Here is a 14596-nt window from a genome sequence, read left to right on the forward strand (position 1 = left end):
GTTGGGCTGAAGGCAATCAGGCTGTCTAACGTACTAATCATCATGCCCAAGTTGTTTGCTTCTCCTTATTTGCCCGAAGCGCAGGACGCCGATATGTTCAATGATCAGGCTCCGGTACGCGAGGCCGGGCCCATCGGTATCTTGCTGGTCAATCTGGGTACGCCGGACCAGCCCGATGCTGCGTCCATTCGCCGCTACCTGGGGGAATTCCTGTCTGATCCCCGTGTCATTGAAATCCCGCAGCCGCTCTGGCAGATCATTCTGCGTCTGTTCATCTTGCCGCGCCGCCCCAGCAAGCTGGCACCGCGCTACAGGGATATCTGGTTGCCACAAGGCGCGCCCTTGCTGGTCTACAGCCAGGCACAGGCAGATGGCCTGCAAGAGCTGCTGCAATCGCAAGGCCATGATGTGAAGGTGGAGCTGGGTATGCGTTATGGCAACCCGTCCATTGCCAGTGGTCTGGATAAATTGAAAGCAGCGGGTTGCGAGCGAATCTTGAGCTTGCCCCTGTATCCGCAGTATGCAGCCAGCACCACGGCTACGGCGGTGGATTGCGTGGCGGAGCACCTTGGAAAACAGCGCAATCAACCTGAGCTGCGCTTCCTCAAGCGTTACCATACGCACCCGGACTACATTGGCCCGCTGGCGGCACAGATACGCCGCTACTGGGATAAACATGGCAAGCCAGAGCGTCTGTTATTGAGCTTTCACGGTTTGCCGCGCCGCTGCGTGGAGTTGGGCGACCCCTATTACCGTGACTGCCGTGAAACGGCGGATGCCTTGCGTGCGGCGCTGGATGAGCCTGCCGTAGAAGTGCATATGGCATTTCAAAGTCGCTTTGGCGCGCAGCGCTGGCTGGAACCCTATACCGAGCCCACCTTGCGCGAATGGGGCAAGCAGGGGGTGGGGCGTGTGGATGCCGTCTGCCCCGGTTTTCTGGCCGATTGTCTGGAGACGCTGGAAGAAATCCAGGTGGAATGCCGCGACGCTTTCCTGGAAGAAGGTGGCCGCGAGTTCCATTACATACCTTGCCTGAATGACGATCCGCAATGGATTGAGGGCCTGGGACGGCTGGCCGTGCAGCATCTGGGAGGCTGGCTGCCCAGCCGTCTGGTGCCAGCCGGATAGCGGTATTGGACGTTTTCCAAGGGGCTGGCCAGCAAAATATGCAGGCGGGTCTTGAACTGGGGGCAGATGCCCCCATTTTTATGCGATCAACGAATTCTGTAGTGGAGATACATCGAATGGCTACACATGCCGATCCCAATAAGCCTCTGGACGGGGAAGTGACGGAAAACACGCCTGAACAGGCACAACAGGGCACCCCCGAGCACGAGCAGCCAGAGATTTTGGCTCAGCAGCCCGAAGAAAGTTCGGCTGATCTGGCCACCGAGTTGGCTCAGGCCCAGGAAAAAGTGTCGCAGTACTACGACCAGCTGTTGCGTGCCAAGGCCGAGGTGGAAAACATTCGCCGCCGTGCGGAGGATGATGTCTCTAAAGCCCGCAAGTTCGGCACCGAGTCCTTTGCTGAAAGCCTGATTCCCGTGCGTGACAGCCTGGAAGCGGCTCTGGCCCAGACCGAGCAAAGCACGGACGCCTGGAAAGAAGGCGTGGAAACTACCTTGCGTCAACTGAACAAGGCTTTTGAGCGCAACAACCTGAAAGAAGTGGCTCCACAAGCCGGTGACAAGTTTGATCCGCACCTGCACCAAGCCATTTCGGCCGTACCTTCGGAGTTTGAAGAAGGCGCAGTGGCTCAGTTGCTGCAAAAGGGCTACACCATTTCGGATCGCGTGCTGCGTCCGGCCTTGGTGATGGTGTCGGCCCCCAAGTAATAGAGCCAGCCTGTCTGTGCGCGCAGGCTGTTCGGAATCAAGGCGTTTTTGACTGCTTTTTCGGATCAGCCGCTTGCACAGTAAAAAAATAAGGCCATTGCTCTTGAAATGCACGCAGAGTTCCCCATATGCATTTCATCAAATAATTTGCTTTCGCAATCAATCTTTTAGTCAGGTAAAAAATCATGGGCAAAATCATTGGTATTGACCTTGGAACCACCAATAGCTGTGTATCGGTGTTGGATGGCGACCAGGTTCGTATTATCGAAAATGCCGAAGGCGGTCGTACGACCCCTTCCATCGTGGCTTACATGCAGGATGGCGAAATCCTGGTTGGCGCTCCTGCCAAACGCCAGGCGGTCACCAACCCCACCAACACTATCTTCGCTGTCAAGCGCTTGATCGGTCGTAAGTTCACTGAAAAGGCAGTTCAGACAGACATCGAGCACGTGCCTTACACCATCACTGCCGCCGACAACGGCGACGCATGGGTGGAAGCTCAAGGCAAGAAGATGGCACCTCAGCAAGTGTCCGCCGACATCTTGCGCAAAATGAAGAAAACTGCCGAAGACTACCTGGGCGAAGAAGTAACCGAGGCCGTGATTACCGTGCCTGCTTACTTTAACGACAGCCAGCGTCAGGCAACCAAGGATGCAGGCCGCATTGCCGGTCTGGAAGTCAAGCGCATCATCAACGAGCCTACCGCCGCAGCTTTGGCTTTTGGTCTGGACAAGGCTGACAAGGGTGATCGCAAGATCGCTGTGTACGACTTGGGTGGCGGTACGTTTGACGTGTCCATCATCGAAATCGCCGATATCGACGGTGAGAAGCAATTTGAAGTGCTCTCCACCAACGGTGACACCTTCCTGGGTGGCGAAGACTTTGACAAGCGCATCATCGACTACATCATCGACGAGTTCAAGAAAGAAAGCGGCGTTGATCTGTCCAAAGACGTGCTGGCCTTGCAGCGCCTGAAAGAGTCCGCTGAAAAAGCCAAGATCGAACTGTCTTCCACGCAGCAGACCGAGATCAACCTGCCTTACATCACGGCAGACGCTTCCGGTCCCAAGCACTTGAACCTGAAGATCACTCGCTCCAAGCTGGAAGCGCTGGTCGAGGACCTGATCGAACGCACGATCGAGCCTTGCCGTGTTGCCATCAAGGATGCGGGCGTGAAGGTTTCGGAAATCGACGACGTGATCCTGGTTGGCGGCATGAGCCGTATGCCCAAGGTGCAAGAGCGCGTTAAAGAGTTCTTTGGCCGTGATCCGCGTAAAGACATCAACCCGGACGAAGCCGTGGCCGCTGGTGCAGCCATTCAAGGTTCCGTGTTGTCCGGCGATCGTACCGACGTCTTGCTGTTGGACGTGACTCCTCTGTCCCTGGGTATTGAAACCCTGGGTGGCGTCATGACCAAGATGATCCAGAAGAACACCACGATTCCTACGCGTCACTCGCAAGTGTTCTCCACGGCTGACGATAACCAGCCTGCTGTGACCATCAAGGTGTTCCAGGGCGAGCGTGAAATCGCTGCCGGTAACAAGGCTCTGGGCGAGTTCAACCTGGAAGGCATTCCACCAGCAGCACGTGGCCTGCCACAGATTGAAGTGACCTTCGACATCGACGCCAACGGTATCTTGCACGTGTCCGCCAAAGACAAGGGCACAGGCAAAGAGAACAAGATCACCATCAAGGCAAACTCCGGTTTGTCCGACGAGGAGATCGAGCGCATGGTGAAAGATGCCGAGGTCAACGCAGCAGAAGACCACCGCATCGCTGAGCTGGCTGTTGCACGCAACCAGGCCGAAGCCTTGATTCACTCTACCCGCAAGTCCATGACGGACTACGGCGACAAGCTGGAAGCGGCAGAGAAAGAAGCCATCGAAAAGGCCATCGCTGATCTGGAGGAAACTCTGAAAGAAGGCGATAAGGAAGCCATCGACGCCAAGGTGGAAGCACTGGGTGTGGCCTCGCAGAAACTGGGCGAGAAGATGTACGCCGACATGCAGGCTCAAGCCGCAGCACAAGAAGGTGCTGAAGGCACAGCCCAGCAGCCCGCCGACGAGAACGTGGTCGACGCTGACTTTAAAGAAGTCAAACGCGATCAGTAATTGCGAGCCTGAATAAGGTTCCCTGGCCCGATCTTTGGCGGCATACGCTGGAGATCGGGCATTATTATTCAAACAGCGGCGTTTGGACGTCGTTAATCAAACATGGCAAAACGCGATTTATACGAAATTCTCGGTGTGGCCAAAAATGCGACGCAGGATGAAATCCGCAAGGCGTATCGCAAGCTGGCCATGAAGTTCCACCCTGACCGTAATCCGGATAGCAAGGACGCCGAGGAAAAGTTCAAGGAAGCCAAGGAAGCGTACGAGATCCTGTCCGACGAACAGAAACGCGAAGCCTATGACCGCTATGGTCATGCCGGAGTCGATCCTAACGCTGGCATGGGCGGTATGGGTGGCGGCATGGGCGGAGCCGGATTTGCAGACGCCTTTGGCGATATTTTTGGCGAAATCTTTGGTGGTGGCGGCGGACGTCGTGGCGGTGGCCCTCAGGTTTACCGTGGCGCGGACTTGCGCTATTCGCTGGATATCAGCCTGGAGCAGGCAGCAGCCGGTTTTGATACTGAAATTCGTGTACCAAGCTGGGAAAACTGCGAAACCTGCTCGGGTTCGGGTGCCAAGCCCGGTACCTCTGCACAGACCTGCCGCACCTGCCAAGGCAGTGGCGCAGTGCGCATGCAGCAGGGCATTTTCAGCATGCAGCAAACCTGCCCGACCTGTCACGGTAGCGGCAAGGAAATTCCTGATCCCTGCGTGGTATGTCACGGCGAAGGCAAGGTCAAGAAGACCAAGACTTTGCAGGTCAAGATTCCAGCCGGTATTGATGATGGCATGCGCATCCGCTCCAGTGGCAATGGCGAGCCTGGCGTGAACGGTGGTCCTGCCGGTGACTTGTATGTGGAAATCCGCATCAAGCCGCACGGTATTTTCCAGCGTGATGGCGAGGACCTGCATTGCGAGCTGACCATCCCCTTTACCACGGCGGCCTTGGGCGGAACGGTGGAAGTGCCTACCCTGACAGGGCGTGGCGAAATCACCATCCCTGAAGGCACCCAAGTGGGCAAGACCTTCCGCTTGCGCGGCAAGGGTATCAAGGGCTTGCGCTCCAGCTACCCCGGTGACTTGTACTGCCACATTCAAATCGAGACACCTGTACGTCTGAACGAAGAGCAAAAGAAATTGCTGCGTCAGTTTGAACAGGCCTTGAGCGATGGTGGCGTCAAGCACTCGCCCAAAAGCGAATCCTGGACGGACAAGGTGAAGGGTTTCTTCTCCTGAATCCTGGCAGGGCTCCAGCAAGGAGTCGCCAAGTAGAAAGTAAAAAGCCCGGTACTTTTGTACCGGGCTTTTTTACGCCTGTTCAAAGTTCAGGCAAGCGGGGTTGCTGGCTTGATCAAGGCTGGGCATCCAGTGGCTCTGGAGCCGGCGCTGTCACCGGAGCCTGTTCTGCGGTTTCAGGTGCTGGCGCGGCGGCACCTTGCTGTTGACGCTCATGGTCAGCGGCAATCGCTACGACCATTTCCTTGGGTTTCAGGTATTTGCGCAAAACCGCATTGACCTGCTCCGCATTGAGCTTTTGCAGATCCTGGTCCATTTTCTCGGACCATTCAAAGCTGCGGCCCAGGTCCAGGTAATTCAACCACGCACTGCTGACCACGGTGTCCTGGCTGCGCGACAAGCGGCGGTAGTTCAGCAAGGCATTCACACCTTCCTTGACTTCTTGCTCGCTAAAGCCATCTTTCAGTGTTTGGGCCAGAACCTCGTCGATAGTCTTGCTCAACTTATCGCTATTGCTGGGAGCGTGAATGGCGTAGACCGTCCACGAACCCTTGGGTTCATAGCTGGACGCATCCACCTGGCTGCGTACGTTGTAGGACAAGCCGTCCTCCACGCGCACGCGGTTCCACAGGCGCGAGGTTTCAGACAGGCCCAGCAAGTAGTTTGCCAGGTAGACAGCCGGAAAGTCCGCATCGCTGTCTTGCAGTTTCAGGCCCAGGTCCGCCAGATAGAAGGCATTTGCCTTGTCCGGCGTGTTGATGTCAAAGACCTTGGGAGCCACAGTTTGTAGTGGATCGTCCGGGCGCTGGTAGGTCGGGGCTTTGCGCCAGCCTTTCAAACCATCGGCCAAAGCCTTGCGAACCTCGTCCTTGTCAAAGTCACCCACGGCGCTAAAGGCGACATCACCCGTACCGTAGAATTTCTGATGGAAATCCCGCACCTGTTTGATGTTAATCGCCTGGACTCGCTCTATGCCTTCTTCAAAGCTGGGCGTGTAGCGGATATCGTCCTTGGGCCATGGGTTGGTGTAGCGTTCAATCGCTTGGCTGGCCAAAGCAGCAGGTTCGGTGCTGGCCGATTTCAGATCGGTGACCACGGCTTGCTGATATTTTTTCAGCTCGTCCTCGGGGAAGTTTGCGTTGCGCAGCACGTCCAGCGCCAGAGCAATGGCTTTGGGCAGGTTCTCGCGGTTGGAGGACAGGCTCAGGTACAAGCGACCATTGGAGCCGCTGGTGCTGAACTGGGTTTGCATGGCGGTGAACTGATCAGAAATCTGTTCGCGGTTCAGTTTCTTGGTACCGGTGCTCAGCAGGCTGGCGACGGCTGCAGCGGTAGCGGTCTGGTTCTTGAGTTGATCAGGCGAACCAAACTTGAAGGACAAGCGAGCCTCCACGCGTTCCGCGCGAGTTCCCTTGGGCAGCAGGGCCATTTTCACTTCGCCCAGATCCTTGCCCAAGGACAAGGGTTGCAGATCGGTGCGGGCCATGATGTTGGCAGGGCTAGGATCAAAGGCTTCTACCGTTTTGCCGCCATCCTTGCCGGTGTAGTCCTGTACCAGCTTGGCCACATCAACGGTGCTGGCCTCAGGAGCACGCAGCGGTTTTTCTGTGGGGATGTACAAGCCATTGCTGCGGTTGCTGGCGACCAGCCAGGTTTCCAGTGCCTTTTGAACTTGAGGCAGCTTGGCGGCTTCGACCCGGTCGCGCTGCAGGAAGAACAAACGCCAGTCGCCGCTGGCCGCGGCTTCGGATAGCGCGCTGGCCAGACTGGAGGGGTTGGCATAGGTTTGTGTCCAGCCCGTCATCCATTGGCTGCGGATGCGTTCCAGATCCGTATCTTTCAGCGGGGACTTGGACAGGCCTTCCAGCGTGTCATTCATGACCTTCAAGGCCTTTTGCTGATCCATATCGGGTTTCAGCTCGGCACCAAACAGGGCGTAGCCTGGGTCGTGGCTTTCGGAATCAAAGCTGAATACGCTGGTAGCCAGGTTCTTGTTGACCAGATTCTTGTACAACTGTCCGCTGGGGGTATCGCCCAAGGCGCTGATGCCCAGGCTCAAGTCCATGTATTCCGGGCTGGCAGCGCTGGGCAGGTGGTACAGCGACATGATCAAGGGCGCACCACCGTGACGGCGCAAGGTGACTGTGCGGGTACCGTCTTGCACGGGTTCAACCGTGTATTCGGGGCGCAGCGTGCGAGTCGGTTTTGGGATGGAGCCAAAGGCCTTGGCTATGTGCTCCAGAGTCTGATCGGTGTCGAATTGCCCGGTCACAAACAGCACCGCATTATCGGGCTGATAGTAGTCGTGGTAGAACTTGCGCAGCTGTTCAATATCCACGTTTTCGACGTCGGAGCGGGCGCCAATCGTGGTCTTGCCATAGCTATGCCATTGGTACGCAGCGGCTGTCAGCTTTTGCATCAGAACACGGAAAGGGCTGTTTTCACCGCTTTCCATTTCATTGCGCACCACGGGCATTTCCGCTTCCAGATCCTGCTTGTCGATCAGAGCGTTGACCATCACGTCGGCTTGCCAGTCCAGATACCATTTCAGGGTCTCGGGATCAGCGGCGAAGCTGGCAAAGTAATTGGTACGGTCGCTGGAGGTGGTGCCGTTGGCTTCCAGACCACGTTTGGAAAATTCTCCCAGCGCATTGCGCAAGGTGGGGGTGCCGCGAAACAGCATATGCTCCAGAAGGTGAGCCATGCCGGTTTGCCCATAGTTCTCGTGTCGCGAGCCGACCAGGTAGGTCATGTTGACGGTGGTCGTAGGTTTGGAATCGTCTGGGGCCAGAACAAGGCGCAAGCCATTGTCCAGCGTGTATTGAGTGACGCCTTCGACAGAGGGGCCTTGGGCCAGACCTGCGGGTAGGGCATAGGCTGCCAGCGAAGTGGACAGCAGCGCAGCCCCTGCAAGATGGCGCAGGCGCAGGGCGGCAATCAGTACAGAGAGTTTCATGAACACATCCTTACGGTTTTAGCGATGAAAAAGCCAGCCAAGCCGACCAGTGTCTTTTGTAGCATGGGGCCGTTTGGCTGGGTAGGCGACTTCTCTCGCAAATGTCCTGCACCATCGAAAAAAAGCCCACCAGGGGTACTGGTGGGCAAAACAGCAAGAAACCGGTCCCTGATCTTCAGTCAGGTTTGCGCTTGAGTCTGTGCAGCGCATCATGACGGAGATGGCCGATGCTGCCGGTCAAAAACTCGTGCAAGGCGGCCAGTTGGCCCGGATTGTGCTGAGCAGTGGCCTTGATAATGTGCTGCGCAGCGTGTTCCATATTGGCGATCAGGCGTTTACATCGTTCCTGATTGGGGTAGAGGCAAGTCATGCGTCCATCGCGAGGGTGTGGCTTGCGAGTCAGATAACCAGCGTGCTCCAGCCGGGTAATCAGGGCGTGGTTGCCACTAGGGCTAAGGTGCAGGAGCTGAGCCAGCCTGCCCGGCGACAAGTGTTTGAGCTCCAGTACAAACTCCATTGCCTTGTATTCGTTCAGGCTCAGGCCCGCTTCTTGTGCCAGTTCGTGTTTGTTGGCTTCCATATAGACATCGAACTGACGCACCATCATGCGCACAATGTCGCCTCGCATATGCCCTGACAGCACCGTATCCGGAGGATCGGTGTCGATCCAGGTCCTGGTCAGTGTCTGTTTGTCTGGCATACGCACACATCCTTAATGTGGTGCGCCACCCAGCAGTCCGCTGAGCAGACCAGTGACGGGGCCCAGCAAACCGCCATTGGCTGCTGTTGTTGTGGAACTGTCCGCAGGCAGTGATGCCTGCGCCTTATTTACGGGGCTGGTCGAGATATTGCCCAGCAAGCCTGTGACAGGCGTCAACAAACCATGATTGCTGTCTGGTGTATTGGGCAAGCCGCCTGCCAGTCCGCCCAGCAGATTGCCGACCGGAGCAAGCAGGCCGTCATTGCTTGTGTTGGTGTTAATTAAGTCCCCGCCCGCAGCGTTGACCAGATTGGTGACGGGGGAGAGAAGATTTGTGTTGCCAGGATTGTTGTTTACCAGACCATTGAGCAGCCCGTTGTTGGCAGGTGCTTGAACACTACCTTGAAGCAGGGCGCCTGTTGCATTGACCAGGCTGCCTGTCAGATCGGTAAGCGTGCTGCTAATGGGGTAAGGGTTGTCCGGATTATTCCTGACCAAATCCCCAACGTTGCCGATCGTGTTACTAACGCCGTGGAGCACATCTCCGGCAGCTTGTCCTGCATTCAGGGGAAGTGGCGTTAGTTCAAGCCCTTGAGCCAGATCGTCAACTTTCTGTCTTATATAGACAGTCGTCTGGTAAACCTGTTCAAAATCTGCAGCGGAATAAAGTACCTCGTAAAGGGGTAGGAGGGGGCCAGGCTGCTCCATCAGAGGTACTTTATCGAGTGCTGGATCGACATTCATCAAGCTCGTAGCAAATGTACTGGATACTGGCAGGGGCAGGCTGTTGACACCCACGATGTCAGCCTGCGCGCTTAGTGAAACCAGGTTAGCTGCCAGGCCGAGCAAAATGATCCTGCTGGAGGCAAAGCGTGTCTTTGTAGTCATGACTTACTCCATCTGGTGATCAGGATTGCTCAGCCATTTCAAGCAGGACTTAGGAAGATCCTGGGGTTAAGGAATAGGGCGGTGTACGCCCCATCCCCTGTGCTTAGCGAGGGCCGCCCAGCAGTCCACCGAGCAGTCCGGTTACCGGTGCCAGCAAACCGCCATTGTTGGTGCCTGCAGCGGCTCCACCACCAGCGTTGACGCTACCCGAGGCACTGGTATCTACGGAAACGGTTGCACCGCCGCCCAGGAGTCCGCCGACCAGGCCGGTCACAGGTGCTAGCAGGCCGCCATTGGCAGCGTCACCGCCTGCCAGGCCACCTGTCAAACCCCCGACCAGACCCGTGACAGGAGCCAGCAAGCCGCCGTTGGCCGCATCACCGCCGCCCAGTCCGCCCACCAAACCACCGACCAGGCCTGTCACGGGCGCCAGCAAACCGCCATTGGCTGCATCACCGCCACTCAGTCCGCCAGTCAAACCACCGACCAGGCCCGTCACGGGGGCCAGCAAACCGCCATTGGCTGCATCACCGCCGCCCAGGCCGCCTACCAAACCACCGACCAGGCCCGTCACGGGAGCCAGCAAGCCACCGTTGGCTGCATCGCTACCACCCAGACCACCCGTCAAACCACCGAGCAGGCCGGTCACGGGGGACAGCAGGCCACCGTTGCCAGCATCACCACCGCCCAAACCGCCAGTCAGTCCGCCGAGCAAGCCGGTTACTGGCGAGAGCAGCCCGCCTTCCCCGTTACCTGTCAGCCCGCCAGTCAAGGAGGCGACAGCTTGTGTGGCGTGATTCAGGGTGTTGCCCAGCGGGTTCGTGTTGGTATCTGTTTTATGCAAGAGGCCACCGAGCGAGGTAACAGCGTGACCCAGGTGGGTGACGGTGCCGCTCAGATTCAGAGGGGTTGCGCCATCAATCTGCGTGCCCACATTGCTCAGGGCGCTGCCTACGCCACCCAGCAAAGCATTGATAGGCTGACCAACACCCAGACCGTCACCCACTTGTTGGGTGACATGAGTGACCGTTGCACCAACAGGAGCGACTACGGTGTCCAGGGTCTCGCCGACATTGCCCAGGATGGGGTTCAAGCCAATGGGCAAAATGTTGTCGACTGTCTGGCCTACATTTGCCAAGGCAGGTTCCAGGATAGGGGCTGCATCAGCACCATTGAGCAAGTCGCCCAGCCCCAATTGTCCTGTCAGGGGATACAGCAGACTGCCTTCACCCAGCAGGGAGCCTGTCAGTGCAGCAACACCGCTGGTTGCATGGCCCAGTACGGCTGTCAGCGGCTTAGGGTTGTTTGCGTCAGCGTGAAGCAGGCCGCCTGCGCTGCCCACGGCATTGCCCAGACCGCTCAGCAAGCCTCCAACACCCTGGCCCAGATTCAGGGGCAGGCCGCTGTTACCCAGTTGCTCGCCCAAGTTGGTGACGACGCCGCCAACTTGCTGTGTCAGACCATTGATGGGTTGGCCCAAGCCGGTTGCGCCACCAATTTGTTGAGTCAGGCCTGTTGCCGTGTCCACGACAGGAGCGACTACGGTATCCAGTGTTTTGCCCAGTTTGCCGCCGGTATCTTGCAAGCCGACTGGCAGGACGTTGTCGACGGCTTCACCTACATTATTCAGAGTGGTTTCCAGTGGGCCCGGTGTATGCGTGGGGGGATTGCCGCCGTTGTCACCACCGCCGTTATCGCCACCGCCGTTATCGCCACCGCCGTTGTCACCGCCGCCGTTATCGCCACCGCCGTTGTCACCGCCGCCGTTATCGCCACCGCCGTTATCGCCACCGCCGTTGTCACCGCCGCCGTTGTCGCCACCGCCGTTGTCGCCACCGCCGTTATCGCCACCGCCGTTGTCACCACCGCCGTTGTCACCACCGCCGTTGTCGCCGCCGCCGTTATCGCCGCCGCCGTTGTCACCACCACCGTTGTCGCCGCCACCAGTGCCTGGGCCTGGATTGGTGGGGGTTTCCGATCCGCCGCCACCGCTGCCACTACTGCCACCACCGGATAAACTCCCGCAGGCAGTCAGCGCTAAAGTGCTGGCCATCAGGGTGGCCAGGAGTGTCAGGCGCAGGCCTGGTTTCTTGCTGTCTGTATTTTTATGCATTGCTTGCTCCAATAAATGATCGGGGGACTTGCTTGCTTCCTGAGTCTAGTTAAGCAATTCACGTGCCAATTTGTTGGATTGCCTGCAAGCCGCATGTAAGCTGGGTTTGGTGAAAAGTAGAGGAAAAAAAGAGGGCTATTTGTTACGGGTTTTGGGGGCTGGGCGGAACGTGTTACGTAACAAAAAAAGAACCGCTGACAAGCAGCGGTTCCGTAGGGGCCGAGCAGGGTGCTCAGCAGGCTCGTGGCACCAGGGCCTTGGCATCCAGCCAGGCTTTGGTGTTTTGCCTGAAGGTGCTCATGCTGTCGACCAGAAAGTCGTACATGGCAATCAGCTGGGCAGGGTTTTGATTCGCTGCCGTGTTGATTGCCTGGTTGATAGCACGTTCCTTCACAGCCAGGACTTCACGGCATTTGTCCATTACCGGATGCAAGGCAATCACACGCTTGTCCAGGGGGTGGCGGCCGCGGGTAATGTAGCCCCTGTGTTCCAGGCGGTTGATCAGGGCGCTGACACCGCTGGCACTCAAGTCCATCAAATGAGCCAACTGACCTGTAGGCAATGCATCGAATTCCATGATGTATTCCAGTGCTTTGAAATCATTCAAGGGGATATTCGCTTCTTCGGCCAAGCTGGCTTTCAGGGCTTCTGCGTAGATGGTGAACTGACGGCCCAGCATTTTTCCCAGATCCATCAACATCTTTTCTGACAACATGCTTTGCTCATCGTTGTGTGAGGACCAGTTGGAGCGGGCCCCGGTGCCTTGGGCGCCAGGATGAAAGCTCACTGGCAAACTGACCGGGTTCATGACTTTATTCATCATTTCCGGCCACCTCCCAGCAAGCCACCGAGCAGACCAGTTACCGGGGACAGCAAACCACCATTGGCTTGTTCGCCGCCGGCTGCGCCAGCGTTTGCCTGTACGTTGACGCCACCTGTCAGGCCACCGACGAGACCACCGACCAAACCGGTAACGGGTGCCAGCAATCCACCACCAGCCTGACCTTCTGCTGCTGCGCCACCACCGATCGAAACACTGCCTGTGATGCCGCCCAAAAGACCCGTGACAGGAGCCAGCAAGCCACCGTTGGAGACATCACCACCCGTCAGGCCGCCAGTCAAACCGCCCACCAGATTGGTGACGGGAGAAAGCAAGCCGCCGGCCGCGCCGTCACCGCCACTCAAGCCACCAGTTAATCCACCGACCAGATTGGTGACAGGGGAGAGCAAGCCACCGCTCGCGCCGTCGCCGCCAGCCAAGCCACCAGTTAGTCCACCGACCAAGCTGGTGACAGGGGCCAGCAATCCACCGCTAGCACCTTCGCCGCCACCCACACCACCTAACAATCCGGTAACGGGTGCCAGCAAGCCACCACCTTCTCCACCCGTGATACCGCCCAGTCCGCCCGTCAGGGAGGCGACGGCCTGGGTGGCGTGATTCAAGGTATTACCCAGGGGGTTGGTATTTGCATCAGTCTTGTGCAGTACACCACCCACCGAGGCGACGGCCTGACCCAAATTGCTTACCACACCGCTCAGCCCCAGAGGTGCTGCATTGTCCAGTTGGCTGCCCACATTACTCAGGGCGCTGCCTACACCGCCCAGCAAGGCGTTGATCGGTCGGCCAACACCCAGGCCATCTCCCACTTGTTGGGTCACATTGGTGACAGTGGCAACCACTGGTGCCACTGTGTTGTCCAAAGCACCGCCCACATCACCCAGAATCGGGTTCAGCCCCAGTGGCAGAATGTTATCTACGGTTTGTCCGATATTGCCCAGTGCAGGCTGCAGGACAGGTTCTCCCCCCTCTGCCAGCAAGATACCCCCCAGGCCTAGCTGCGCTGTCAATGGATGCAGCAGGCTGCCTTCTCCCAGCAAGGAGCCAGTCAGCTCTTCTATGCCTTTGGTGGCGTGGTGCAAGGTGTTGCCCAGTGGATTGGAATTCTTGGGATCGTTGACCAGCAAGCCGCCGACCGAACCCACAGCTTGACCCAAGTGGGACAGCAGACGGCCCGCACCCTCACCCAGGTTCAGGGGCAGGCCGGTTTTGCCCAGTTGATCGCCCAGATTGGTCACTACACCGCCGACTTGAGTGGTCAAGCCGTTTACGGGTTGTCCCAGTCCGGTCACACCACCGACGGTGCGTGTGGCATCCGTCACGATATTGGTAACGGGTTTGAGCGCGCCATCCAGCGTTTTGCCCAGTTGATTGCCTGTTTTGCTCAGGTTCAAAGGCACTACGTTGTCGACAGCCTGGCCCAGATTGCCCAGTGCATTTTGGGTCAGGCTAGTGTCCTTGCCACCGCCGTTGTTTCCGCCGTTATCGCCGCCGCCGTTGTCGCCACCGCCGTTGTCGCCACCGCCGGTACCGCCGTCACCGGGCTTGGGCAGGTTAGGGTCAACAACAGGGGGGCGAACCGACACCTCCAGGCCGTCGCGAACACCGCCGCGCGAGGAGCAACCGGCCAGAACGGCGGCGCTGATGACCAATGTAGCGACAACGGCACGTTGCAAGTTGCGTTGTACCGAGGCGTTTCTTGCTGAATTCCTTGCTTTCATGTCTGACTCCGATTTGAAGTGTAAGCACGCCCTTCAAGGGCTGTTGATAGACATGAAGCAAGTAGCGTGCCAAGTTCTGTTTCTGTTGTTGTTTTTTATTTTTATTGTTGTTAATCAGTGTGTTGTGAGTTTTTCTGGTTTTTTTGGATCAGGATTTCATCAAAAAACAGGGTCGGTGTGAGCGTGTTTAGGGCTGTT

10 protein-coding genes are annotated in these 14596 nt (G+C 57.7%); 4 read left to right on the forward strand and 6 right to left on the reverse strand.

The window, feature by feature from the left end:
* Positions 1-42 precede the first annotated feature (42 nt).
* From hemH to dnaJ, 4 genes are all read left to right on the forward strand, one after another.
* Positions 43-1128 carry a ferrochelatase gene (gene hemH, locus WFM49_RS00910; RefSeq protein WP_251196856.1) on the forward strand — a complete coding sequence of 362 codons (1086 nt, stop codon included), beginning with the start codon at positions 43-45 and terminating at the stop codon, positions 1126-1128.
* A gap of 116 nt (positions 1129-1244) precedes the next feature.
* Entirely contained in the window at positions 1245-1835 is a 591-nt protein-coding gene (gene grpE, locus WFM49_RS00915; RefSeq protein ID WP_009459546.1) for a nucleotide exchange factor GrpE, read from the forward strand.
* 185 nt (positions 1836-2020) lie between these two features.
* Positions 2021-3946, forward strand: a complete 1926-nt coding sequence (dnaK, locus tag WFM49_RS00920; protein WP_009459544.1) for a molecular chaperone DnaK — start codon at positions 2021-2023, stop codon at positions 3944-3946.
* Positions 3947-4048: 102 nt separating this feature from the next.
* The gene (dnaJ, locus tag WFM49_RS00925) at positions 4049-5182 is read left to right on the forward strand and encodes a molecular chaperone DnaJ (protein WP_009459542.1); all 1134 of its coding nucleotides are present in this window, start codon (positions 4049-4051) and stop codon (positions 5180-5182) included.
* Between the two features lie 115 nt (positions 5183-5297).
* Here the strand turns inward: dnaJ and WFM49_RS00930 are convergent, their stop codons facing one another.
* The 6 genes from WFM49_RS00930 to WFM49_RS00955 all read right to left on the reverse strand — a co-directional run bounded on the left by WFM49_RS00930 (position 5298) and on the right by WFM49_RS00955 (position 14398).
* Positions 5298-8138 (reverse strand): M16 family metallopeptidase, encoded by a 2841-nt coding sequence (locus WFM49_RS00930; protein ID WP_250755945.1) that lies wholly within the window; start codon positions 8136-8138, stop codon positions 5298-5300.
* Positions 8139-8313: 175 nt separating this feature from the next.
* Positions 8314-8838 (reverse strand): MarR family winged helix-turn-helix transcriptional regulator, encoded by a 525-nt coding sequence (locus tag WFM49_RS00935; protein WP_009459537.1) that lies wholly within the window; start codon positions 8836-8838, stop codon positions 8314-8316.
* Positions 8839-8850: 12 nt separating this feature from the next.
* Positions 8851-9585, reverse strand: a complete 735-nt coding sequence (locus WFM49_RS00940; protein ID WP_336971242.1) for a hypothetical protein — start codon at positions 9583-9585, stop codon at positions 8851-8853.
* A gap of 244 nt (positions 9586-9829) precedes the next feature.
* Complete coding sequence (locus WFM49_RS00945) at positions 9830-11839, reverse strand: collagen-like triple helix repeat-containing protein (protein ID WP_336971243.1); 2010 nt, start codon at positions 11837-11839, stop codon at positions 9830-9832.
* A 232-nt stretch (positions 11840-12071) separates the two neighbouring features.
* Positions 12072-12662, reverse strand: coding sequence for a MarR family winged helix-turn-helix transcriptional regulator (locus WFM49_RS00950; protein WP_254498949.1), 591 nt, complete (start codon positions 12660-12662; stop codon positions 12072-12074).
* Positions 12659-14398 carry a collagen-like triple helix repeat-containing protein gene (locus WFM49_RS00955; RefSeq protein ID WP_336971246.1) on the reverse strand — a complete coding sequence of 580 codons (1740 nt, stop codon included), beginning with the start codon at positions 14396-14398 and terminating at the stop codon, positions 12659-12661. The genes WFM49_RS00950 and WFM49_RS00955 overlap by 4 nt, the downstream gene beginning before the upstream one ends.
* Between the last annotated feature and the right edge of the window lie 198 nt (positions 14399-14596).

It is taken from the genome of Alcaligenes sp. PF14, assembly GCF_037150615.1.
Taxonomy (GTDB): Bacteria; Pseudomonadota; Gammaproteobacteria; order Burkholderiales; family Burkholderiaceae_B; genus Alcaligenes; species Alcaligenes phenolicus.